This window comes from Methylobacterium sp. WL64 (assembly GCF_008039945.1).
Classification (GTDB): domain Bacteria; phylum Pseudomonadota; class Alphaproteobacteria; order Rhizobiales; family Beijerinckiaceae; genus Methylobacterium.
Map to the genome: position 1 here is coordinate 1 of NZ_VRVA01000071.1, position 23,119 is coordinate 23,119.

The 23,119-nt window shown below is 60.7% G+C and carries 16 protein-coding genes and 7 pseudogenes; 12 read left to right on the forward strand and 11 right to left on the reverse strand.

All coding sequences use genetic code 11. The features are described 5' to 3' along the window. A pseudogene (locus FV242_RS22805) lies at positions 1-172 on the reverse strand (IS256 family transposase); the annotation flags it as partial. Between FV242_RS22805 and FV242_RS35665 the strand changes: the two are divergent. Together FV242_RS35665 and FV242_RS22815 are read left to right on the forward strand one after the other, a co-directional pair. Then, positions 159-362 carry a hypothetical protein gene (locus tag FV242_RS35665; protein WP_246692830.1) on the forward strand — a complete coding sequence of 68 codons (204 nt, stop codon included), beginning with the start codon at positions 159-161 and terminating at the stop codon, positions 360-362. The pseudogene FV242_RS22805 and the gene FV242_RS35665 overlap by 14 nt on opposite strands. A 178-nt stretch (positions 363-540) precedes the next feature. Further along, positions 541-777, forward strand: a pseudogene (locus FV242_RS22815) (integrase core domain-containing protein); the annotation flags it as partial. Between the two features lie 36 nt (positions 778-813). Here FV242_RS22815 and FV242_RS22820 read toward each other — a convergent pair. Then, a pseudogene (locus tag FV242_RS22820) lies at positions 814-954 on the reverse strand (IS5/IS1182 family transposase); the annotation flags it as partial. Between the two features lie 385 nt (positions 955-1,339). Between FV242_RS22820 and FV242_RS22825 the strand changes: the two are divergent. Next, a pseudogene (locus FV242_RS22825) lies at positions 1,340-2,149 on the forward strand (IS5 family transposase). Between the two features lie 161 nt (positions 2,150-2,310). On the opposite strand, the gene FV242_RS22830 reads toward FV242_RS22825, so the two are convergent. The 4 genes and pseudogenes from FV242_RS22830 to FV242_RS22845 all read right to left on the reverse strand — a co-directional run bounded on the left by FV242_RS22830 (position 2,311) and on the right by FV242_RS22845 (position 7,974). Further along, the gene (locus FV242_RS22830; protein WP_147940518.1) at positions 2,311-3,441 is read right to left on the reverse strand and encodes a class I SAM-dependent methyltransferase; all 1,131 of its coding nucleotides are present in this window, start codon (positions 3,439-3,441) and stop codon (positions 2,311-2,313) included. Between the two features lie 144 nt (positions 3,442-3,585). After that, positions 3,586-4,887, reverse strand: a complete 1,302-nt coding sequence (locus tag FV242_RS22835) for a hypothetical protein (RefSeq protein WP_147940519.1) — start codon at positions 4,885-4,887, stop codon at positions 3,586-3,588. A 10-nt stretch (positions 4,888-4,897) separates the two neighbouring features. Further along, positions 4,898-5,776 (reverse strand): hypothetical protein, encoded by an 879-nt coding sequence (locus FV242_RS22840; RefSeq protein WP_147940520.1) that lies wholly within the window; start codon positions 5,774-5,776, stop codon positions 4,898-4,900. 977 nt (positions 5,777-6,753) lie between these two features. Further along, positions 6,754-7,974 (reverse strand): annotated as a pseudogene (locus FV242_RS22845) (IS66 family transposase). Between FV242_RS22845 and FV242_RS35670 the strand changes: the two are divergent. Then, positions 7,934-8,679, forward strand: a pseudogene (locus tag FV242_RS35670) (transposase); the annotation flags it as partial. The pseudogenes FV242_RS22845 and FV242_RS35670 overlap by 41 nt on opposite strands. Positions 8,680-8,743: 64 nt before the next feature. Here the strand turns inward: FV242_RS35670 and FV242_RS35675 are convergent. The 4 genes and pseudogenes from FV242_RS35675 to FV242_RS22865 form a co-directional block, all read right to left on the reverse strand. Then, positions 8,744-8,848, reverse strand: a pseudogene (locus tag FV242_RS35675) (IS5/IS1182 family transposase); the annotation flags it as partial. Positions 8,849-9,516: 668 nt separating this feature from the next. After that, positions 9,517-10,311: an ABC transporter permease gene (locus FV242_RS22855; protein ID WP_147940521.1), complete on the reverse strand. Its 795-nt coding sequence runs from the start codon at positions 10,309-10,311 to the stop codon at positions 9,517-9,519. Between the two features lie 165 nt (positions 10,312-10,476). Beyond that, positions 10,477-14,349, reverse strand: a complete 3,873-nt coding sequence (locus FV242_RS22860) for a glycosyltransferase (protein ID WP_147940522.1) — start codon at positions 14,347-14,349, stop codon at positions 10,477-10,479. A gap of 234 nt (positions 14,350-14,583) precedes the next feature. Further along, positions 14,584-15,186: an acyltransferase gene (locus FV242_RS22865; RefSeq protein WP_147940523.1), complete on the reverse strand. Its 603-nt coding sequence runs from the start codon at positions 15,184-15,186 to the stop codon at positions 14,584-14,586. A 354-nt stretch (positions 15,187-15,540) separates the two neighbouring features. Here FV242_RS22865 and FV242_RS22870 point away from each other — a divergent pair, with 354 nt between their 5' ends. Both FV242_RS22870 and FV242_RS22875 read left to right on the forward strand, forming a co-directional pair. Continuing rightward, positions 15,541-16,080, forward strand: coding sequence for a hypothetical protein (locus FV242_RS22870; RefSeq protein ID WP_147940524.1), 540 nt, complete (start codon positions 15,541-15,543; stop codon positions 16,078-16,080). 200 nt (positions 16,081-16,280) lie between these two features. Beyond that, the gene (locus tag FV242_RS22875) at positions 16,281-16,643 is read left to right on the forward strand and encodes a hypothetical protein (RefSeq protein WP_187278520.1); all 363 of its coding nucleotides are present in this window, start codon (positions 16,281-16,283) and stop codon (positions 16,641-16,643) included. 30 nt (positions 16,644-16,673) lie between these two features. On the opposite strand, the gene FV242_RS22880 is transcribed toward FV242_RS22875, so the two are convergent. Next, positions 16,674-18,116, reverse strand: a complete 1,443-nt coding sequence (locus FV242_RS22880; RefSeq protein WP_147940525.1) for an SDR family NAD(P)-dependent oxidoreductase — start codon at positions 18,114-18,116, stop codon at positions 16,674-16,676. A 247-nt stretch (positions 18,117-18,363) separates the two neighbouring features. Here FV242_RS22880 and FV242_RS22885 point away from each other — a divergent pair, with 247 nt between their 5' ends. Genes FV242_RS22885 through FV242_RS22910 form a run of 6 tightly spaced genes read left to right on the forward strand, consistent with a single transcriptional unit; the run spans position 18,364 to position 22,895 of the window. Continuing rightward, entirely contained in the window at positions 18,364-19,971 is a 1,608-nt protein-coding gene (locus FV242_RS22885; protein WP_147940526.1) for an HAD family hydrolase, read from the forward strand. Beyond that, positions 19,937-20,251: a hypothetical protein gene (locus tag FV242_RS35680; protein ID WP_058195353.1), complete on the forward strand. Its 315-nt coding sequence runs from the start codon at positions 19,937-19,939 to the stop codon at positions 20,249-20,251. Before FV242_RS22885 ends, FV242_RS35680 begins: the two co-directional genes overlap by 35 nt. Next, positions 20,244-21,281: a 3-oxoacyl-ACP synthase III family protein gene (locus FV242_RS22895; RefSeq protein WP_147940527.1), complete on the forward strand. Its 1,038-nt coding sequence runs from the start codon at positions 20,244-20,246 to the stop codon at positions 21,279-21,281. Before FV242_RS35680 ends, FV242_RS22895 begins: the two co-directional genes overlap by 8 nt. Further along, positions 21,281-21,508 (forward strand): hypothetical protein, encoded by a 228-nt coding sequence (locus FV242_RS22900; RefSeq protein WP_147940528.1) that lies wholly within the window; start codon positions 21,281-21,283, stop codon positions 21,506-21,508. The genes FV242_RS22895 and FV242_RS22900 overlap by 1 nt, the downstream gene beginning before the upstream one ends. A 9-nt stretch (positions 21,509-21,517) precedes the next feature. After that, the gene (locus FV242_RS22905; RefSeq protein ID WP_147940529.1) at positions 21,518-22,240 is read left to right on the forward strand and encodes an SDR family NAD(P)-dependent oxidoreductase; all 723 of its coding nucleotides are present in this window, start codon (positions 21,518-21,520) and stop codon (positions 22,238-22,240) included. A gap of 13 nt (positions 22,241-22,253) precedes the next feature. After that, the gene (locus tag FV242_RS22910; RefSeq protein ID WP_147940530.1) at positions 22,254-22,895 is read left to right on the forward strand and encodes an acetyltransferase; all 642 of its coding nucleotides are present in this window, start codon (positions 22,254-22,256) and stop codon (positions 22,893-22,895) included. Positions 22,896-23,119: the final 224 nt, after the last annotated feature.

A 23,119-nucleotide genomic window follows, 5' to 3' on the forward strand; every position in this document is an offset into this window, starting at 1 on the left:
CCTCCTCGCCCGCCAGATGGTGGTCCATCTCGGCGTTGAGCGCACGCTCGGCCAGGGCCTTCTTCAGTGCGTCCAGTAAGCCGTCGGACTCGAACGCCGTCTTCGGATCGGCCCCGGCCAGGAGCTGATCCAGGATCGCGTCAGGGATGTGGGGTGCTTTGCGTCGTGCCATCGGGAACCTCCTTCGGATCCACTATGGCCGCCTCCACACGAAATTCCTGACAGTCCCCGCGATCACGCTGCCATGGTCGAACGGCCAGACCGAAGGACAGGTCACGAAGCTCAAGCTCGTGAAGCGCCAGATGTACGGCCGCGGCAAGATCGACCTGCTGCAGGCTCGCTTGATCGGCCTCAAGCCTTGATGATCAGCGAAAGTGCGTCAGAGCCCTTATTCCACGCCTAATCACACGCAGCCCATGGTCTAAAGGTCGGCCTGCCCGCACTCACGTGCTCCCGGTGCCCCACACCCCGGATGGGCTCACCATACCGCCGATCACACGATCAGCGGAACGTAAAGGCACCAAGGCAATCATGCCGGATAACGGTCAGGTCGAGCGGATGAACCGCACCATTAGGTACACCGCGGTCAAGCGCTACCACTACGAGACCCACGAACAGCTCCGGGCGCATCTGCAGCTGTTCGTCGACGCCCACAACCATGCCCGTCGGCTGAAGCCCCTGCGCGGCCTCACGTCCTGCGAGCATGTCCCTCAGGTCTGGACCAATGAGCCCGAACGCTTCAGGATCGACCCGTCACACCACATCCCGGGACCATACAGTGTGCGGGCCATCCGCAGACGGGCAGTCGCGTTAGCGGCAGCCGGAGGTGAGCACGCGCAGGATGCCGGAGATAACTTGCCGATCGTCGTTCCGCTCTGGCCCAAGCTGGTTCTTGGGCATGAACGGCCCAATCACCGCCCGCTGCGCACCCGAGAGCAAGAACAGGTCCGTCATCGCCGCCTCCGTGCTCCATGCGGCGGCTGAGAATCATGAAAGTATATCCCTGCAAGTGCGTGGTGCGGTTCACACCCTAAGACCGCCCGGTATCCCGTACACGTCACTCAGCTGGACTCGGAGCCCGCATGGCATGCAACGCAACGTCCACAGTTCACGACATCCGAGCCCCGGCCCTGAAGCCCTCACCTACTTCAACCCCCGGGAATGCGGGAACAACCTCAACGCCACCCGATACTAAGACAATTCGGCTGTCGTCACGTGAGCAGAAATAGACACAATATGGCAGCGTGTACGAACGAGCGACACCACGAGCGTTGAAGCAATGACCACCTTCTAGAGGCTGTTATGGACCTGGGTCGGGCTGATGCTCAGATGAGCGGGGATGAGCGCGACCCGCAAGCCGTATACGTCCGATGTTTCCGATGAGGAGTGGGCGCTGGCCGCGCCCTACCTGACGCTGCTGCGGGAGGATGCTGGTCAGCGTGAGCATGCGTTGCGCGAGGTGTTCAACAGCCTACGCTACGTGGTTAGGAGCGGCTGCCCGTGGCGGCTGATGCCCCACGACCCGCAGCCCTGAATTGCCGTGTATCAGCAGGCCCAGCGCTGGCTGGCAGACGGCTGTTTCGAGCAACTGGCCGAGGATCTGCGTGCGGTGCTGCGCATGGCGGCCGGTCGCGCACTGGAGCCGAGCGCGGCCGTGCTCGACAGCCGGACCTTGCGCTCCTCACCCGAGAGCGGCGAGAGGGCTGGCTACGACGGGGCCAAGCGCAAGAAGGGCTCGAACCTGCACATGGCGGCGGATACCCTCGGCCACGTTCTGGCGCTGCATGTCACACCCGCCGATGCCGATGATCGGGCTCACGTCGGCCGGCTGGCCAAGGCCGTGCAGGCAGCCACGGGCGAGAGCGTCGAGGTCGCCTTCGTCGATCAGAGCTACACGGGCGACAAACCGGCCGCGGCAGCCCGCCCGCACGGCATCGAACTGGAGGTGGTGAAGTTGACCGAGGCCAAGCGGGGCTTCGTACTCCTGCCCCGCCGCTGGGTCGTCGAACGCTCCTTTGCCTGGGCCACACGCTTCTTCAAGCTCGTCAAAGATTAAGAGCGCTATGCAAGCACCCTGGCAGACCTCCACCTCGTCGCTTTCGTCTGCCTCATGCTCAAAAAGGCCGCTCAACTCGCCACAGGTTCATAACAGCCTCTAGATTTTTTGTCACAACCGAGTTGTTGATCGTAAGCTAAGCTAAGCAACATATAACTTACTAATTGATTGAGATTTCATATGATTGTCGCAAGCCGCGGTCACTCTATTCAGCAATAGCCCGCCAATTATGAGATACAGGTCGTGAATTGCCTTTATTTTTTCCGCAACCAAAGTCCACCGCCAGCATCCTCGGAAAACGCTTTATGCGCCATTTTCAACTCATCGGGAAAGCACGCGCGAAGCGTGTCCGCTAAAAATAGGATCTCAAATGCGTCGTTGTACATCAAAAACGCACGCAACAGATAGATTTCATTCCAAGATCGGTTTTCTTCGAATACCCAACGGTCGATATATTCGAACCGGTCGAAGATATCGTGGAAATGAACAATAACCCCGCTGTTAAGACGAGGTAGTATCTCAAATATCTCATGATTTACATCACTACCGGATTTACAGATGTGCGTCGTATCCAAAAATAATATATCGTTTGACTGTAGAGCTTCGAAAACACTCAAATCTACGTCCTGTACGTGCTTTTCAACTATAGTTACGTAATCGTAATCATCCGGACGAAGTATCTCAATCAAGCGATGGGGGAATGGATCGATGAATGTGCAAGCAGTTCTCCTTTTTGTCACATCGATTGTATCGAGGATTACCGCACTAGAAAAGCCCGAGCCTACCTCGATGATCCTGTCGGGACGGTATTCCTGTATCATTGCGGATAGTAAAACAGCGTCGGCATGGGAAAAGAACTGGTTGTCATAAAAATAGCGAGCGTTTGGAGATGAGGTTTTAGGAAACTCGACGCGATTTAAGTGAGATGTCAACAATCTAAAATTTGATAATTGTTTGTCTCGATCAAATTTAACCCCAGTAATATCCTGCGAGCGATGTCCAGATTTAACCGAGCGCACATCAACTACCGGAGAATAATAATGGCCTGGCGGCACGAACATAACATTACCGGTTACGCTTTCGCAAACTTTAAGAAAGAAATTTTCATTTTTGAATAAGGACGCGATGTACTCGTGAGCGTTGTCGCTGTGTATTTGCCAACGGAAGTGATCTATTTCTGCCGGCGAGGCTTTGCGACCAAGCCCCATCTCAAGTAAAATAGCTCCAATCGCCTCAATAAAACCAAGGTGCTGTTTATTAATACTGTCAATATGTTCGCGAAGAAGCGCCAATTCTGTCGGGGAGCCTGCGTTTTTCTGCGCATCGATAGGTATTGAGTCGGTTATTTTGATTGGCGAAGCGTCGCCTTGGTTTTGAGTTGTCATTTGCTCACCGATGAAAGTTGCGAAATGCCGTTATTAAAGATCTTTGGCAGGTCAAGGAAACTTTGACTCATAATTGAAGCGGTATTATCAGCGATTTCTTCTCTTTAATAATGAAAATCAAAACTTTGATGTACTTAGCCCAATTTATCGAATGCTATTTGCTAGTTGCTCTCTAAAGGTATCTGACCTAGAAATATGTCGGAGTATGTTATTTTTCGGATCATATAGCATCACAGCGATATTCTCAATCTCGGAGGATGGTACGTGGAAATTTATTTTGATTTCGAAGCCAAATTGCTTAAATTCCGATTTCAAATGAGCACGGACGTCTTCACGATCGATTCTAATCCCCTCATAGACACAGCCGTCGGTTGGATTGACCGCAATAACTTTTAATGGCTCTTCTCCATAGCAGAAATCATTCACCCAGCCGGCAATCGTAACGCTTGAGTTTTGTCTTTGCAAAATATCCACGTATCCGTCCGCGTCCGTACTTAGTTTAATATTTCGGCAGAACTCTACCATGAACGATGAAAAGAATTTGTGAAGTGCGACGTCAGTGCTTTGGGTAAACTTGGGCCCCAGTCTGACAAAGCTTTGTTCTGAATTGAGATCAAAGGCGGGACCCACGCCGGATGAATTCATAAGCCAGGAAAACTCGCTAAGTCTAACTTGACAACTTGTCGACCTTTTCTTGTGCAAAATAGTTTCGCGCGCTTTCTGAAGTTTGCTCAGTTTTAAGTTCGGGTCCGGATACTCGTCGCGAGCAAGATTTATTGTATCGGCGTCTCTTTTAAAGTACTCGCCAACTACATCTTTGATCAGGGAGAAGTCCGCTTCGTGGTTCGCAAGAAAGCCGAGGAGGAAGCTGTAATCTTCCAATGCCGTCATGCTCTCATCAAATACTATCTGATCTTTGTCGGTCTTACTCAAATCAATAACGAAACTATGCAACGGGCAAAAATTATCTACGAAAAGATCGTATTTATTCAGACCGCGATACTCAATTCTCTTATCTTTAATATAAGGTCGGCCGCCTATACTTTCGAAATATGTTGAGACTATCCCGCCAAACGCAATTGCAGCGCGAGTTGTCGCCAAGACGTTAGTGAGCTTGATATAAGCATCCCCATACATGATATCGTCGAAATCTAGAAAATGAAGATATCGTTTGTTTGCTTTCGCGACGCCGACGTTGAGCAGTCTGGATCTCAAATCAAAAGGATTTTGAATTTCAACGTTCGTAAAACTCAGTTCTCTGATTGCGCCGAACTGATAAGGGCTGCATTCATGCGTCAATGTATCCGTTTGTTCTCTAGTAAAGCGTTGTGTGACTATAGTCGGAAATACATCAACTTTTTGAGCTGATAAAGAAAATAATGCACGCTTAAGGTGTGGAGTGCAAGCCGGCGAATGTACTCGGATTACGGTAGTTACTTCCGTCATAATACTAACCTCAATGCCAGCGTGGAATCGCGAAACTCAGTAGTTGCCGCCATTCTTGCAGTCCAGGCTTAGATGGTATGCGAGAAACTTCTGGCAAAGGAGGCAGATAGTCCGCGGTTGGGTAGAAATTCCGTTCAACCAACAAACGCTCCATTTCAGCGGTAAATCCATCTGCACCCCATTTGTAAGAGAGATAACGGGCCGACTCAAACATGAGTTGATCGACCAGCGCGGATTTCTTTTCCCTTACCTCATGATAGAAAAATGCATCTACGCAAACGAAACACTTGTACCCCGAATTACGAACTCTCCAAGACAAATCAATATCTTCGCAGTACATAAAAATATTTTCATCGAAGCCGCCAACTTGGGTGTACAAACGTTTAGATATGTACAGGCATGCTCCCGAACACCACGCGGTCAATCCAGTAAAAGGGTCATATGGCTTTGGGTGCTCTCGCGGGAATTGGATAGCCTCAATCAAGGCTGGATTCGGAAGATTTACGTCAAGCTTTACGAGGGAAGCAAGCGAGTCAGGGTGTAAAAAACCATCCGGATTTAAGCAAATATACGCGTCTGCCTTTTCCAGCGCTTTTTCCATCATCTTATTGTGCGCGGCGCCGAACCCGTCATTGAAATCGCCAGACAAGATCTCAATAGATATATTAACGTTGTTAATTATGTCGCCCAAAGAAAAGGTTGGCTCGGAGTTCCATTTAATATAAATTTTTATAATAGTTCCCGTGCATCGGTTCGCCGCCGCTTTTATAGCGTCGATTGACCTGCAGATCTCATCTTTCTCCGCTCTAAACAGTATCATACCTATTGCAACGATCTTTATAGTCATAAGCTCGTCAGCCTCAGAAGCTCGATTGTCGTCAGTTGGCATTGATGTCTCCTGTGTAATTGGCTGAGCGATAGGGACATGTGTTAAAAGATGACTAGTTCAATCTAGGTCGGAAAGCCAGTCGGTTTATATTTTATACGTTTTTGCTGTTCCTATTTGTTTGCTGCTTGGAAATGATGCCATCATGAATATTATTTACCACCATCTATAAGGCATAAAGATTCAATATATAATATCGAGCCTAACAGCGGAAACGCTCCCTGCTTGAATTCTGTCTGCTGTAGAGTGCGATCTAAATTTCGCTTAGAGTCGATTTAATTCAAAATGCCCATGAGTCTACGAAACCGAGACACGCAATTTCCTATCTTAAACCATCGGGGATTAGTTTCTCTCAACGATAACAGATAGGCCGCGTCCGTCGATAAGAGAGAAAAATTCAAGCGCATGGCGTTTGAACGATTCCGTAATATTTCTAATCCTGTTCAAACTTAAGCGCCGACGGGCCGGAACGAATTTAATGGTAATTACGCATTGATCAAAGTTCCCAAGTTGGAGCTTGTTCTCTCACGCTTTGATAGCGCTCATATTTCTCGCTCATGCATTTTGCTGTCGACAAAGCGGTGGCGGGAGTATCTGATAACAGCGGATGCCCGGGGACACAACCTGCTTTCTAGAGTAGGTTTGCGAAGTATTTCTCTCTCCTGGGACGCATAAATATCGACCTAATTTGGTTGTCCCAGTGGCATAAGCTCAACTTTTTCCGAAATTATAGGTTTTCAATACACTATGTTATTATTAAATCGATGTCGGATCCTCTACGATGTGGAACATCGAATCACTGGAGGAAATTACGGATGAGGTCGTTAGCTTGTAATTGCAATTTTTGCCTGTGCTCGCTGTTATTTTTGGGGTTTTTGTAGCGATTTCTTTTCAAAATACTATTTTGACTTATTCTATATTTTTTTCAAAATATGGGCTCATTCCTAGTCTGTAATTACCCACGCTTGTAATGGCGGGGTTCAGACGCCGATAGTTTTGAGGATGGCGCCGAAGGGGCTGCTGCCGGTGAGGCGCGCGGTATCGACAACGGTGCGGTTGGCGGCCTAGCCCTCGGCGGCCGACATGGCGCGATAGCCGTTGGTCACCTTTCGCTGCACGACGGTCGGACGAAGCAGCCGCTCGGAGCCGTTGTTCGTTGGCTCGACCCTTCCGGGATAAGCGAGGAAGACCAGGAGCTGATCGCGCGCGCGGCTGATCTTGACCTGGAGCTCGCGGGTCGCGGCGCTTGGCCGAGAGCGTCGAGGCAGCCAAGTCGGTGACGCGCTCGGCCAAGGCGAAGATGCTCTGCAACCAGAGTTGCAGGCGCCAGGGCACGGGATCGTCGCTGGTCTCGACGACATAGGCCACGTCGCGGGCGAGATGAGCCAGGCAGATCTGGTGTTCGGCGGCGTGTCCCTGCTGGGCGGTGTAGCGATCCGAGATCCACACCGCCGGCCTATGCCCGTCCATCATCTCGCGCACCACGACAGCGCCACGCGTCGGCGAGGCCATGTGCACCACGGCCGCGGCCGAGTGGAACAGCCAGTGGTAAGCGTTCGAGCCCTCGATTCGGAAGCCGGTCTCGTCCGACGCGACGACGGTGGCCCGGCGCAGGGTCGACACGGCGACCTCGCGACCGGGACGGAAGTGGCCCTGCGCACGGCGGAGCAGGTTCATCAGCCCGCCCTGGCTGAGCGTCAGGCCGAACAGGTCGGACAGCGCCGCCTGCAGCCGTTCGTACGAGAGCGCCTGAAAGGTCTTCAAGTACGTCGCCACCGCATGTACCCGTGGGCCGAAGGGCGTGCCGCGCGCCGCCGCCGGGGCGACGCCCCGCTCCCCGCAGCTCAGGCAACGGACCGCGAGCCGGTGGTGCTGCGTCACGATCGGCGCCACCTCGGGCAGCTCGATCCGTTCGCAGCTGCTGACGAGCTGCGCCGGAAGAGCGGCGTGTAGGCTGGCGCCGCAGCACGCGCACGCCACGGGACGATGCTCGACGACAGCATCGGGATCCGTGCTCAGCACCCGGCTATGACCGTCGTGACCCGGCTTGGCGCCCCCGGGCTTTGCGTGCTCCCGCTGCTCCTTGCTGTCTGTTGCCGGCGGCTTGGACGAGGTCCGCGAGGTCTTCTCTGGCCGCTGCAGCACAGCACCAGCTCGATCAGCTCCTCGCGGCTCAGCCGTTCCAGTTCGTTGCGGCCCATCTCACGAGCGAATCAGCGAAATAGGCTCTGGGAACACGGTGTCCAGGCGAGCACGAGCAGCCTGTCGCGCTTTTACCATCCGGCACGGGGTCACCCGAAAAAAGAGGCTGTTCACACGCATGAGCAGAAGCCGCTGGATGTGACGGCCGTGCGAGGAGTGGTTCGAGCGTCAACCCGCCCTTGATCCGGATCGCTTGTTGTTCCTCGGTGAAACAGCTGCCGCGACGAAGATGGCCCGCCGCTATGGTCATGCTTTGCGCGTCCAGCGATGCTGTATTGCCGCGCCTCACAAGCGCTACAAGACCACCACCATCACCGCCGCCCCTCGCGTCACGCGACTAATCGCGAAGACCGTTTTCAATGGCTACTAATTGTATGCGCTTTCGGACTTACGTCACCGATATCCAGGCACCGGTGCTTAAGCCCGGCGACACCGTTATCGTCGGCAACCTGAATGCCCACAAGGTCACCGGGGGTGCGAGGCCATCGAGGCCGTCGGCGAACATATTCTCTACCTTCCACCCTACAGTCCAGAATTCCATTCCATCGAGCACGTCTGTGCGAAAATCAAAATCTTCCTCCGGACAGCTGCAGCTCGAATTGCTGCTGACCCTCACGACTGCGGACGCATTCGCCGCCGTCCGACCGGACGAATGCCGAAACTATCTCACCGCCGCCGGATGCTATGCCCATGAGCCAACTTGATAGGGCTCGGCTCTAGCCTGCGCCAGGTAGAAAAATATCGATAACCCCTGCGCTGACGCAAGAGGTCTAGCGGTAGATGCTGCCACGCCCACCCCGTCCGCAACCCATGCAGGATGCCGCGGAGAGCCGTGCATAGTGGTCAGCGCCCCGGACTGCCGGTCGCGGCTGGCGGGGACAATAGCGTAGCGGGTACCGCTCATTCAGGCAGGTTGCAAGCGCTAGATTGTTGCGCGCAAGCTCGGAACGGAAGCTGGTCAAATCGCAGGTCGGTGGTCGTTTGCATCGCGATCCGGGATGGCGTGAGACATTTCCTTGGTACTGCAATACCCGCCGTCCGCCTAATAGCTTAGCTGCTCAGCCTGTTATAAGAGGAATTGTAACGCTAGCGAAAATAGATAAGGGCCATTGCTATACTAAGATTAAACCAAATCGAATTGCATGACCGAGACCTTCATGCCGTCGCGCCGCAATATTCCTAACCCTTTCAAACTGTTTGGTGATCTACGTACTTGTCGTTGTTTTGCCCTAGCGAGGTTTAAAGTTGCTGCTGCGTCCAATTGTAATTCGAGTTAATATAAGCAAAAATATCGTACCATATGTCCTGCCTTCGGTTAAGCCGCATCTGCGCCATCTTCGACACCGCAGACGTTACAGGCACAGCTCCTTCTTGGCTGTTCTCGAAACCGTAACCGCTGGAATTGTATTGTCGCCAACTTGCTAATTGTCTTTGCCGTTACGGATACGATGTAATCGGAATTCACACATAATAGCACTGGATTTCCGCGACCTCAGCACCTTTAGAAAACAATTGCTGCACATAGTAAACTTTATGAGAGTTTAGCCTTGAATTTTGCTAACAATATGCTTTATCATGAACAGCCCGATGCTTGCGGCCGTCAAGCCAAATGCTATAACGTATAATTCGTCGACTTGTATCCCTGCGTACGGGTAATAAGCTGATCTTACCCACTCTGCGCATTGCAGGGCAGGATTAAATTTCATCCAATAATAAATTTTTTCAGGCAAATAACTCGGGAGAAACATGACGCCGCTAGATACATACATAATGATGCTAAAAAGTGCATATCCAATCATCCACCCGGGAAAGAATCCGATGATGGCGACGTTGATTGTTCCAACGCCAATTCCAAGAACAATCGCAGCTAAGTAGCCGCAAACGGCGGTTAGCGGATCTGCCGGGATCGGATTAGTTCCTATAACGATCAGCACGGTCGTCACTACCAGCAAGGCAAGAAATCCAGTCACAATTTCAACCAAGATACGTGAGAAAACTAGATCAAACAGTTTCACTTGTGGATAGTAGGTCAATGGCCGGTTCATGACAACAGATTTCATGACTTCGCGGGAAACATACTGAAAGACCAGCACCGGAACTGCGCCCGTAGCGAAGAATAGTGCTCTATTATCGCCGAGTGGTGCAGCGACTTTCTGGAACGTGTAGATCGCGATCAACACGAAGATGTGCACGCAGGGCCAGAGCACCACTACCCCGTAGCCCCAAAGTGATGCCCCGAAGCGCGTACGCATGTCTCGGAGAATTAAGGCGTGCAGGACATGCAGATAAGACTCGACCGCGCTCTTCTGTGTCTGATCCGTTGGGAGGACGGACATCGGATTGACCTCTGCGTTTCCCCGCCTGCTTTCACGAGAAAATGGGCTAAAGTGCGTTGGCCGGGTATCGCCTCTTGCAACGTCCCCTCCCACTCGCCCAAGAGCTGGGCCGCACAGAACTTCGCTCTGACGCCGGATCCACGTGAATTTGGCAATAGTCGGCAATCATGCCGTCAGGGCATAGTAGTCGCGCATCAGGTTCTCGTACGCAGCGGCTTCAGTCGGGAGGGAGCGCCGGGCGCATTCCGAGAGTTCGAGTGTTAGGAGCCGATTGTTACAGGCGGCCGGGTCGTTGGCGAGGCCATAGGGCAGGATGTGGCCATTCGGATGGGTGCGCAGCCGCTCGCCCTGCGCTCCTACGTCGAAGGCGACCACCGGCAATCCGGTTCGCAGCCCGAGGGTCAGCATGGTCGAGTGAGGCTCCGGCCAAATTGAAGGCACCAGTATCAAGTCGGCGGAAACTTTCGGTAGGAGATCGAGAATCTCATTGTCCTCCGAGGGATGTTCGGTCTCGGCGATCTGGACGGCGGCCCGGGCGACCCGATCGAGCGTCGGGTTGTCGGTGGAGTAGCGCCCAGTCTTGGTGGCTCCGGCCCGCTCCAGCCCGTCCGTGAGCGCCGAGTCGGAGAAGCCCACGATCGCGAACCGCAGCGGCAGCTTCCGGTCCTGGGCGTCGGTCGCCAGCGCCTGCAGGAACAGGCCCCCCTTGGTCGCGCTGATCGCACCCAGCACCGCGACGCGGCGCACGCGCCCCGGCCGCCGCAGCGCGGTCGAGCGCACCCGGCGGTCCGCCTCGACATGCGGCCGCACCGTGATCGCCAGATCCGGGTACAGCGCCGTGATCCGCCCCGCCGTGTCGGCCGACGGCGCGAACACCCGCGCCGCCCCGGCCAGGAACCGCCCGAACGCCGCCCGCCGCTCCGCCGGATCCGGCTCCTCGTAGCCGTCCGCGTCCGAAGCCAGGCAGTCCCGGCACACCGGCACCGGCGCCAGCCCGCAATAGCGCCCGTCCGGCATCACCAAGTGGTTGCGGTGGCACACCGGCGAGAAGTCGTGCAGCGTCCAGGCGTAGGGCCGCCCCGAGCCGGCGACCAGATCCATCAGCGCGCGCGCCGCGTTCCAGCGCAGGCCCGCCAGCGAGTGTACGTGGATCAAGAGCGGCGCCAGCTGGTCGATGAACGCGGAGACCACCTCGGCGTCGCGGGGCAGGTACAGGCTGTCCAGGTTCGGCAGGTACACGAACTCCCGGCTGCGGTACGAGACGTTGATCTGGATGTTGCGGGCCCGGTCGACCGAGAGCAGCACCACGGCGGTGCCTTCGGCTTTGAGCCGGGCGATCATGTCGTCGATGTGCCGCTGGATGCCCCCGCCCCAGCTGTGGGTCACGAACAGCACCGCCCGGCCGCGGAAGTGCCGGGCCAGCCGATACAGGTCGAGCCGCGCCCGGCCGCGCCGGCCCGGATCGGCCTGGACGAACTGGCCGACCAGCGCCGGATAGTCCGGGTGCTTGGCCAGCAAGGCCGCCTGGCCCTGGTCGTACTCGCCGCCCGGATCGAGCCCGAACGAGATCTGCCCGGCATGGTAGACGTACACGTCCTCGGCGAGCAGGTTGGAAAACCCGGCCTTGCGGGCGCGCATGCACCAGTCGTTCTCCTCGCCGTAGCCCTTGCCGAAGGCGACCGCATCGAGGGTGCCGACGGCATCCAGGGCGGCGGCGGTCATATACATGCAGAAGCCGACGCCGGTGGGCACCTCGACCGAGCGGCCGCGGTTGAGCGCCTTGGCGGCCTGGTCGAGCTCGGGCCGAGGGATCTCCAGCGCCATGGCGTTGTTGGCGTTGAACTTCGGGTAGCTGCAGATCGTGGCGTTGCTGGACAGCGGCGTGACGCCGCCGACCGGCGGGCGGCCCTCCGCCTCGGCGGCCTCGGCGTGGGCGACCAGCCGGTCAAGCCAGTCGCCGAACACCTCGGCGTCGGAGTTGAGCAGGACCACGGCGCGGCCCTGGCGCAGGGACAGGCCGCGGTTGACCGAGCGCACGAAGCCGAGGTTGTCTGGGTTTTCGACGAGGTGGAACAGGCCGCGGCCGGCCAGTTCGGCGAGCTCCGCGGTCAGCTGCGGGTCGGGAGACCGGTCGTTGACCGCGAGCAGGGTGAACGGGGTCTTCTGCGGGGCGGACAGGCAGGCGTGGATGGCGCGCAGGGTCTCGCCGCGGCCCTTGTAGACCGGCATGATCACGACGACCCGGGCCTGGGCGAGGGTGAGCGCGCGGGGCAGGCCGTCCCAGTCCCGCAGTTCGGGCGCCTCCATGGCCGGCCAGCTGCCGAGATCCTCCGGGCAGCCCATCAGCCCTGCGGCGCGGCCGGTGCGGACGTAGTGCAGGAACGGCGACTCGCCCGGCGCGAACAGGTGGCCGTAGGCCCGGCGATAGAAGCGAGTCGAGAAGGTCTTGCTCGGGTCGCGATCCTCCTCCTGGCCGTGGGACAGGAAGTGGATGGCCGGGCCGTTCTCGAAGCCGCGCGTGTCGGGATAGCGCTTCAGGTACCAGGGCGCGTCGAAATACGGTTCGATCAGACGGGCCTGCTCCAGCAACTCCGCATCCTCCGCCGCGGGCGGCGTGCCGTAGGCTGGATCGAAGGCGTCGCCCGACAGGTCGGTGCCGCGCAGCAGCGCGGTGGCGAGGTGGTGGACGAAGGGGGCGATTCCCGTCGCCTCCACGTAAGGGCGATGGGCGCGATAGGCCCAGCCGTTGAAGTCGAGGCGCGGGTTGCGACCCCTGCGCCAGCCGGTGTCGCAATAGTCGCGGACCGCGTCGGCGTCCTCCGCCAGGCCGTAGCGCTGCCGGTAGAAGGCATGGTCGAAATGGAGCGACGCCAATTCGGCCTGCAGGTCCAGGGATGCGGCCCGGTCCACGGGCATAGGGCCGATCGCGCCGAGCCAGCCGGTATCCTCGACCGGCGGACGCATCGGGCGCAGGCCGCAGACGCGCAGCAGCGCGTCGAGCGTCGAGCGGCCCGGGCCGGGATCCCGCAGTTCCTGCCAGCCGGCTCGCGAGAAATGGACGTAGGGCGCAAGCCCCTGCGCGTCCGGGTAGGTCGTCTGGTACCAAGCCTCGTCCACGGCAGGAAACGTTGGCTGGTCCCGGCCCGAGAACGGCGTGCGGCCGGAGAGCAGCGTCTCGGCCACGTACCGGAAGAACGGGTCGCCGATCACCGCCCGGCTGCAGGCGCGCGCCTGCACAAAGCCGGCTGGGTCGAAATCCTGGCGCGGGCTGCGCATCCTCCGCCAGCCGCCGGCTACATAAGTGCGGAGCAATTCGGTGTCGGAAGCCTCCTCCGGCTCGTCCAGCCCTTGGCGAAAATAGGCGGCGTCGAAATAGGGCGCGAGCGTCTCGGCCTGAAGCGCGAACAGATCCTCCGGCTCGGGCCGGGCCGGGCCGCCGTGCAGGACGTAGTGCACCAGCGGGTTCTGGGTCGCGTACGAGATGCCCCGGGTCAGGCAGTAGGCCAGGGTGTCGAAATGCGGCGACGGCTCGCGGCCCTCGCGCCAGCCGGAGGCCATGTAGTGGCCGGCCGGATCGACGCCGGCGGCCTGCAGGTCGGGGTTGTTGGCGAGGTAGAACGCGCTGTCCACGAGGCGGCGGGCCAGGCGCTCGGCCTGCCCGGTGTCGGGCCTGGGCAGGGCGCCGCCTTTAGCGCGCTGCGCCGTCACCCAGTGCAGGAACGGGTTGATGCCGGCGGCGGCCAGATACGGCCGCGCGGCGAGGTAGTCGGCGGTCGAGAAGTCGGGCCGCGAATCCCGGCCCGCGCGCCAGCCGACCGTGAAGTAGTCGCGCACGGGATCGACCGTGATGCCGTACCAGCTCGCGTAGAAGCCGGCGTCGACATAGGGCTCCAGCGCCGCGATCTGCTCCGCCGCCGACGTGAGATCGTTCGCCGGCGGAAGGCCGCCGCGGGCCGCGAGCCGGACCAGCGGGTTGCGGCTCGAACGCGCTCCGGCGGAGCCCGCCCAGCTATGATACAGGCCGTAGAGGGTCTTCAACGCACCGCTCTCACATCGCCGCTCGGAGCGCTTGACCCGGCATGCGGACTTCGCCGGCGGCTGTCTCGAGGCTTGTCGCCCGGATGAGCATATCTTTAAGGGTGTTGCATCGCGGGTGGATCATCGGGCCGGGCAAGCGTCCGGCCAGCGATCCCCGCCCTATCGGAACAGGCGCGCCCGGTAAATATGAGCCCCCGCCTCGGGCGCCCTGCCCCGCCGTCCCCGGGCCGGCGGTCAGATCAGGTCCGACTGCCAGGTGACATCCTCGCGCACGATGCGCGCGGGGTTGCCGGCCGCCACGCAATGGGGTGGCACGATGCCGGTGACGACCGCGTGCGCGCCGATGATCGCGTTGTCGCCGATGGTAGAGCCCTTGAGGAGCGTCGCGTGATTGGCGATCCAGACATGGTTCCCTACTCGGACCGGCTTGGCCGGGTTCAGCCGCGCGCCGTCGCTCCGGCTGATGATCGAGTGGAAATCGCTCGTCGTCATCCAGACCCCGGATGCGATCGAGCAATCCGTCCCGATCTCGATCGCCTTCGCTTCGACCGGGTTAAGATGGACGAGCCCGGTGAAGCCGGTCCTGTCGCCGACGCGGAGCATCGAGCCGGGGCCGATATAGATATTCGCCATCCCGAGCCGGACGTCATCGCCGATGTCGAATTTGCAATTCGACTCAATTACGATATGCATATCTCTGTCGGAAACGCATCCTCTTCCTATGCGTATATAATTGTTGTTGCCGTTGATATATATTTTCCCCGCCTGAGCGTGCTGATCCCGGGGGTCAATTTCGACAACATTATTTTCTCCTTTGTCGACGATATTCAAGGACATGAAAGACTCTGCAGGTTCAATTTAGAGTATGGGCGATCGCGACGAAGTTGGTGTCGATAAGCAGTTTGTTGCGGCGTAAAACTATGGTCAGGAGTTCCGATTGTCACAGCCGCGTCGGCTTTGATTTCGGCCGGCTGGATCTGATCTATTGGGAAGCGCCTACGTCATCTGTGCCGGCTATATCCAAGGGATGTGTTTCAGCGATCTCTAAGCCAGACAATGCGTATCCCACAACTCGGGCTGCCTTCAGCGACCGATCGAGCTTCGTAAACACCAAACCTACCAGCTGTTGACGCTTTCAGGGTCTTATGACCTATGACCGCTCACGAACGAGTGTATGCAGTGAGGCCGTCAATGGCTGAGGACAACACCCTAACGAAGGCGCTGGTCGACGTGCGTGCCAGGAAGGCTGCACTTCAGAGCGACTACGACCGGATCTCGGCGGAACTGACCAAATTGCGGGCGGCGGAAGCCGCTCTGACGGCGATCGTGGAGGGTGTCCCGCTAAAGGACACGGCCAGCCTTCGGTCATTGGACAATCCGCGATCGTTTGGAGAGGATCAAGCCACGTCTGGTCGCAGTGGGCGGCGCGGAGCTCGCGGTCCGCGATCCAACTCGGCCAAGGGACGCCTGAAGGCCCTCCTCGGTGGCGCGGGGCCACAAGGATTGACCCATGCGGAGATCGCGGAGCGCTTGCCCGACGTCGCCCCGAACACCCTTAACACCTATCTCAGCATGATGGTGACGGGGGGCGAAGCGGTGCGGAAGGGCGACTTCTTCACCGCCCCCGAGGGGACTGAGAACGAGACTGACGACACCGATGCCGAGTCGGACCAGGATGATACGGCTTCGGACGACGAGGATCCACATCACGATGTGGCCGCTGCCGAGTGAGCGAGCCGCGGAGCGGCCTGAGGCGCCCTCCCCGGTGAAGCTCGCACTGCTCGGAGCCGTCGGCGGCGTCCATAGAGCGCTGCTTCGAAGGCCCTTGCGGTGTCCCTCCGGATCGTAGCCGCGTCTCGCGGCCATCGTGCCGGCCTGCTACGATGACTCCCGCCGCCCGTTCGGAGCGGCGTCACCAAGGGCCCTGCGCCATGCGGTCGATGCTCCTGCTCTGCTCCCTCTTTCTGCTGCCGACGCAGGTCTGGGCGGCCTGTCGGTGCGCCTGCGTTAGGGGCGTGATGCGGCCGATCTGCCAGCAGACCGATCTGGTCGAGCCGATCTGCCAGGGCCTGTGTTCCGATGCCATTCGCCCTGAGACCGTCGTTAAGCCGCTCGCGGGTGGGCAGGTTGTCGTGACGCCGGTCGAGCCCTTCGATCCGGCTCCCTCCGGTCTGCCTCAGAGGGATCTGAACCTGAGCACCGATACGCGCGGCAATCCTTTGGGGACTGCCGGCGTCCAGGGCGGCAGCGACGCGTTCTCGAGCTCCGCCTCTGGAGGCGCGCCCTCACGCTGACCGGCAGACCCTCCAGGGATGCCGCCAGCCTCAGGCTTCCGCCGACAGGCGCCGGATGATGGGCAGCATTAAGTCACCGGGCGGCGCGGCCGGAACGGGAAAGATCGTCGCCGTCTGATTGGTCTTCACCCGGGGCAGCCGCTCAATCTCGGTCCGCAGGTTCGGGTACGTCCGCGCCAACGTCGCCGCGAGGATCTCGCCGGCGGTCTTTGCCATCACGTATTCCAGGGTGTCGCGCGGCGCCTCGTCGATGGCGGTAGTCGAAGGATAGAAGGCCGCCACGCGGTCGCGCCGTTCGAGGCAGAACAGGCTCAGATCGTAGAACGCGTAATTGTAGACCCGCATCATCTCCTCGAAGCAAGACGGCTCGAAGGCGGCCCGCTTCTGCCGGAAGATGCGCGGTGTCGCGAAGTGATAGAGTTGGGACGGCTTCATCGCCATGGATTGAAGCTGTGGTCCGACCGGGTGCTTGGCGTCGTAGTGCAGGACCTGACAGCGGCCGCCCCCTTTGCGAATTTCCTCTGCGACCGCCTCCGCTTCGGAGGCGCCCGACGCGTAGGTAATGCAAACATCGCCGCCCCCCGCCGCGAGCAGCTTGGCCGTGGCTGCCCCGAGGCCGCGCGATCCACCGACGACGAGGGCGGACACCGCGGAGAACTCGCCCGGGCGCACCAGAGCCGCGAGGTCCGCCAGGCTCTCGGGCTCGACCGGGCGCGGGCGTACGAAGCTCTCGACCCGGGCCTCGAGGCCCGGACCGCTGGCCTGCGTCGTCACCGACTGGAGCATCGGCTGAAACCGCTTCACTGTGTAGGCGAGGTAGGCGAGGCTCGAACCGTCGGCTTCGTCCGTGAGCGTCACGTCGATCTTCGAGAGGATCGAGTGCAGGCCGGGCACGACCATGCCGACCAGGGTTGAGAGACCGCCGAGGGCGGCGACCCGGGCGGGACCGATGGCTCGCGCGAGCCGGGGCACCAGCGCGGCAATCGCCTCCGGTTCGGGGAGCCAGAATGCCCCCGTCGCACCGGCGATCGTTGATGGATCGACGACCACCGGTTCTGTCGGGATCGCCCCGGATGCGACTGCCACGGGCTCGGCCCGCGGCCGCGCTTCTCCGAGCGTCGCCTGGATCGTCGCCGCACGGACGCCGTCCACCGACAGGGAAAGACGCAGCCCCTGCGCATCCGCCTCGTGCACCGCGAGTTCGGTGCGGTCGCCCACCAGCACGAAGCGTTCGAACCGCATCTGCAAGCCGCTCAAGTCTTCGAGCCGGTATGTCTCCGCGCAGGCATCCAGCGCCCACAGGGCCGCGTGAACGCCGTGAACCGCGGGGCCGCCCGCGAGCGTCCGTTGTGCCACGCGCGCATCCATATGCATCGGGTTCACGTCGCCGGTGGCCCGGGCGAAGGCCGTCTGATGGGTCTCGGACCAGATCCGCACCATCGCCGTCGCGGCAGTCGAATCAGATCGGTTCATCGTGAAGCTCCTTGTCGACGACCAGGCCGGTGGGCTCTGAATCGGCGCCGACACGATCGCATCGGGGCGGCGCCCAGAAACCGTGCTTCGATCGGGCGCTCGGACGCGACCGACCGCGATCCGGTCCGGCCCCTTGCTTTATGGTATCGGATCTCGCAAGAGGGCGCCGCTCGCATAATTAAGATGGGGCCGGTCGATCGCCGGAGGGCAGGCATCCTTTGGGATGTCGCAGGGACCGGTATCGGGGATGACCACGGCTCGCGCTCTCTCGCTCGGCTTCGTCGGAAACGTCGTCACGAACCCGTTCGGGAAGGTGACGGGCCGCCTCGCGGATCTCGCTCAGGTCGCGTGCGAGCACTTACCGATCGGGCAGATCGAGCAGGTTCTCGCGGGCCCGGCCTCCGTCGACACCCTCATCGTCCATCTCGATCACCGCTGGTTCTTCGACGTCGCCCCGGACGAGGCCGCGGTCGCACGGGCTCGGACGCTGGCCGAGTTGGTCTCCGCCCGCCTCGTAAGCGCGTCCGGGACGATCATCCTCAACACGGTGCCGTTCGTGCCGGTCTCGTCGGTGGAGAGCGACCTCCACGGTCAGCTGGACGCCTTGGCGCGCATCAACGCGGTGTTGTTTGAACTCGCCCGCGCCAACGAGCGCGTCAGCGTTATCGACGCCGCGGGCGCGCTGGCGCAGATCGGCTTCGCCAACGCGCTGCGCGAGCGCAACCGTTACCTCTATCAGATGCCCTATGCCCCGGCCGCTGTGGACGCGCTGGTCGAGTGCTACGCCGACGCGATCGCGGCCCGCCTGCGGGCGCGCCGCAAGGTGGTGGTGGTCGATGCCGACAACACCCTCTGGGGCGGCGTCGTCGGCGAGGACGGTGTCGAGAATCTCGAGATCGACAGCGACTATCCCGGGATCGTCCATACCCAGCTCCAGCGGCAGCTGCTGCGCCTGAAGAGCCTCGGCATCCTGCTCTGCGCGGTCACCAAGAACAACGACGCGGATTTCCGATCAGTGTTCGAGCAGCGCGCGATGCCCCTGCGCCTCGACGATTTCGTGGCCTATCGCAGCAACTGGTCCGAGAAGAGCGACAACATCCGCGAACTCGCCGTGACGCTCAATCTTGGCCTCGATAGCTTCGTCTTCCTCGACGACAATCCGTTCGAGATCGAGGAGGTCCGCGCCCGGCTGCCCGGCGTCGAGTGCCACCTGTTCGACCGGACACGGCCCGAGCAGGCGCTGACCCTGCTCGACGGTATCGCGTCCCTGCGGGCGCGGAACGTCACGGCCGAGGACCTATCGAAGACCGAGCAGTATCGCGGTGAGGCGCAGCGACAGGAATTGCAGCGCTCGGCCGCCTCCATGGACGAGTACCTCGCCTCGCTCGACATCCGCCTGCACATCACCCGCAACAATTCCGGCGCGCTCCGGCGCGTGGCGCAGCTCATCAACAAGACCAACCAGTTCAATCTGACCACGCGGCGCTACACCGAGGACGAGGTCGCCACCGCGATGCGCGAGGGCAGCGTCTACGCGGCCCGGGTGATCGACCGCTTCGGCGATATGGGCATCGTCGGCGTCGCCATCGTCCGGGGCGGTGCGATCGAGACGTTCCTGATGAGCTGCCGGGCGCTCGGACGCCGCATTGAGAGCCAAGTCCTGCGCTACGTCTGCCAGGAAGAGGCCGACCCGGCGCTGCGGGCGAGCTATCGCCCCAGCGCCAAAAACCGGATGGTCGAGACCTTCCTGGACGAGAACGGGTTCGCGCTCATCGGCTCTGGCTCCGAGGGCAAGGACTATCGACTGACCCGAGGACCGGATGACACTGCCTACATCCACATCGTCGCCGAGTGAGCATGCCGCCGCGACGGCCGCCCGCACCACCCTGGACCGCCTGGTCGAGACCTGGGGCCGGCCGGAGCTGAGCGGCCTCGGCCCGGAGGACGACCTGTACGAGCGGATCGATTCCTTCGCGGTGGTCGAGCTGCTGCTGGAGACTGAGTCCGAGGTCGAGAAGGCGGTCGGGCGCTACGTCCCGCTGGCCGACGAGAGCATCCTCGACAGCACCCGCTCGCCCCTGCGCCGGCTCCAGGGCTGGTTCGACTACGTCGCGCAGGCCGTCGCCCGTGGCTGAGCTGCGCTTCCGCCATGCCGGGATCGCTGGCCTCGTCACCACGGTCGGCGGCCGGACGCTAGCCTTCGATGCCGAGGCGGCCGATCTCGGGATGTCCCCCGAGGAGGCTGAGCGGCTCAAGCGTGCGATGGGGTTCGCCACCCGCCACGTGGTCCTGCGCGACGACACCACCACCGCCGACCTCTGCCTCAACTCGGCCCGGGAACTCCTGCGCGGCCTCGACCTGCAGCCGGCGGATATCGACGGGCTGATCCTCGTCACCCAGACCCCCGATTACAGCTCACCCTCGACGGCGATCGGGATGCAGCATCACTTAGGCATGCGCACCGACACGCTCTGTTTCGACATGCGGCTGGGCTGCAGCGGTTTCGTGTACGGGCTCTCGGTCGCCTACAGCCTGGTCGAGTCCGGGCTGACGCGCGTGCTCCTCTGCGTCGGCGATGTCGCGAGCCGCATGGTCGCCACGAACGACCGCTCAATCACCCCGATCATGGGCGATGCCGGCGCGGCTGTCCTGGTCGAGCGGCGGGAGACCGAGAGCGTCTTCCAGCTCCACAGTGACGGCTCCGGCGAGAAGGCCCTGTTCATCCCACATAGCGGCCTGCGCGCGGATTCCGAGGACGCGGACAAGCCAGCCACCATGCATATGGACGGCGCGCAGGTGTTCAACTTCTCCCTGAAGCGCGTTCCCTCGCTGGTCACCGACATCCTCGCAGCCGCCGGGATGGGGTCGGAGGAGCCGGACTTCTACATCCTCCACCAGCCGAACAAGTACATTCTCAAGAACCTTCAGCGGCGCCTGGGACTCGACGACGGTAAGCTTCCCTCGGGCACGCAATCCGTCTACGGGAACCAGAACTCCGCCTCGATCCCCGGAACGATCTCGGGCTTCCTGGCGGAGGATTTCGCGCGCCGGCCGCTCCGCGCGGTGCTGGCGGGGTTCGGCGTCGGTCTGAGCTGGGGCGCCTGCGCGCTGAGCACCGACCGGATCTACGCCCCGCCCGTTTTGAAGTTCGAGGAGACCGCGTGATGACTGAGGCTGGGTTCCTGGACGAGCTCGGCGCGATCCTGGATCAGCCGGGGCCGCTCGCGCGCGGCCAGACGCTCGGCGAGATCGAGACCTTCGACTCCCTCGGCATCCTCAACATCATGGCCCTGTTCGACACGCTGGGGCTCGAGGTGGAGCCGTCGCGGATCGCGGAGGCCGCCACAACCGACGATCTTTTGGGCATCGCCGGCGCGAAGCTTCAGGCCTGAGGCCGGGCCATGGCGGAACCCGCGGGACATATCCTCGTCGTCGGTGCCAGCAGCGGCATCGGCCGGGCCGTCGCCGAGCGCTTCGCCGCGCAAGGGGCTGTGACCGCCCTCGCCCGCCGGGCGGACCGCCTGGCCGAACTGGCCAAGGCCGGGATTGCCACCATCGCCGCGGACGTGACCGACCTCACCGCCATCGCCGGGACCCTGCAGGCTGCGGTCGCCGAACGCGGGCTGCTGACCGGTCTGGTCTATTGCGCCGGGGTCCAGGTCATCAAGCCGATGCGCAGCCTGAGCGTCGAGGAGGTCCAGCGCCTCTACACCACGAACCTCGTCGCCCCCACGCTGTTCGCCGCATCCTTCGGCAGTGCCCGGATCTCGACGCGCGACGCGGTGTTCTGCGCCGTCTCCTCTGTGGCCGCCCAGCGCCCGGAGCCGGCCATCGTCCCCTACGCCGCCTCAAAGGCGGGGCTCGACGCGCTGATCCGCGGCCTCGCCCGGGAACTCGCGCCCCGGCGCGCGGTCGGCGTCGCGCCGGGCTGGCTCGACACGGAGATGACCCGAACTCATGCGCGGCTCTACGGCGAGGGCTTCAAGGAGGCGCTGGAGAAGCGCAGCCCGGCGGGCGTGGCCACGGTCGCGTCGGTGGTCGATGCTATCGCCTTCTTGATGTCGCCGCAGGCGCGGCATGTGACTGGCGAGATCCTGCGGGTCGATGGCGGAGCGTCCCTATGATCGGTAAATCCACGTGACGGCCGAAGCCAAGCGCTTGGCTCTGATCGGCGGCGGCGGCTTCTCCAAGGAGATCGCCGAAGTCGCGCAGATGTGCGGCTACACGGTGGACGCGACCTATTCGAGCCAGCCGAGCGCGCAGGTCGGCACCTACAGGGGCTATCTCGACGAGCTGCTGGCCGACCGCGACGCGTATGCGGGCGTCGCTCTGGCGGTGGGCGGCGTGAGCCGGGCGGCAATTCAAGCACGGGCCGAGATCATCGCGTGGCTCGACCGGCACGCCTTACCTTGTCCACCCCTAGTGTCGCCGCATGCGATCGTGAGCCAGGGGGTAAAGCCGAACGCCGGTGCGTTCGTCGCGCACGGGGTGATCGTTAACGTCGATGCCCGGCTCGGTCGGTTCTGCGTGATCAATACCGGCGCAATCATCGGCCACGACGCCGAGATCGCTGACAACACGACCATTTCGCCGGCGGCCTTCATTGGTGGGCGCTGCATGATTGGCGCCGATAGCTTAATTGGTCCTTTGGCCAAAGTTTTGCAGGGCATCAAAGTCGGCCAGCGAGCAATGGTTGGTGTGGGCTGTACTATTTTACGATCTGTGCCTGATGATGCCATGGTCTGGCCGAAGCTTGATAGTACGGTTGCAGCGCCTTAAAAAATCTGAATTAATTATTAGCGGGATTTAGAGCGGCTTGCGAATTCAGTACGAGCGTATGCACGGGCTTACATAACGTACCTGGGCGCTATACTGATCTGGAGATATTTCAATACGGTCGATGATCGTTTAATCGCACAAATTTGCATGTGCGGCCGTACAAATTTTTTCCTCTAAGGCACTGTGCCTCATTTTGAGGCTAAACAGTATTTAGCTGATCTTTT

Excerpts from the sequence above, each read along its gene's own strand:
- FV242_RS22830 (WP_147940518.1), bottom strand. The coding sequence starts at position 3,441 with ATGACAACTCAAAACCAAGGCGACGCTTCGCCAATCAAAATAACCGAC.
- FV242_RS22835 (WP_147940519.1), bottom strand. The coding sequence starts at position 4,887 with ATGACGGAAGTAACTACCGTAATCCGAGTACATTCGCCGGCTTGCACT.
- FV242_RS22840 (WP_147940520.1), bottom strand. The coding sequence starts at position 5,776 with ATGCCAACTGACGACAATCGAGCTTCTGAGGCTGACGAGCTTATGACT.
- FV242_RS22855 (WP_147940521.1), bottom strand. The coding sequence starts at position 10,311 with ATGTCCGTCCTCCCAACGGATCAGACACAGAAGAGCGCGGTCGAGTCT.
- FV242_RS22865 (WP_147940523.1), bottom strand. The coding sequence starts at position 15,186 with ATGTCCTTGAATATCGTCGACAAAGGAGAAAATAATGTTGTCGAAATT.
- FV242_RS22870 (WP_147940524.1), top strand. The coding sequence starts at position 15,541 with ATGGCTGAGGACAACACCCTAACGAAGGCGCTGGTCGACGTGCGTGCC.
- FV242_RS22875 (WP_187278520.1), top strand. The coding sequence starts at position 16,281 with ATGCGGTCGATGCTCCTGCTCTGCTCCCTCTTTCTGCTGCCGACGCAG.
- FV242_RS22880 (WP_147940525.1), bottom strand. The coding sequence starts at position 18,116 with ATGAACCGATCTGATTCGACTGCCGCGACGGCGATGGTGCGGATCTGG.
- FV242_RS22885 (WP_147940526.1), top strand. The coding sequence starts at position 18,364 with ATGACCACGGCTCGCGCTCTCTCGCTCGGCTTCGTCGGAAACGTCGTC.
- FV242_RS35680 (WP_058195353.1), top strand. The coding sequence starts at position 19,937 with ATGACACTGCCTACATCCACATCGTCGCCGAGTGAGCATGCCGCCGCG.
- FV242_RS22900 (WP_147940528.1), top strand. The coding sequence starts at position 21,281 with ATGACTGAGGCTGGGTTCCTGGACGAGCTCGGCGCGATCCTGGATCAG.
- FV242_RS22905 (WP_147940529.1), top strand. The coding sequence starts at position 21,518 with ATGGCGGAACCCGCGGGACATATCCTCGTCGTCGGTGCCAGCAGCGGC.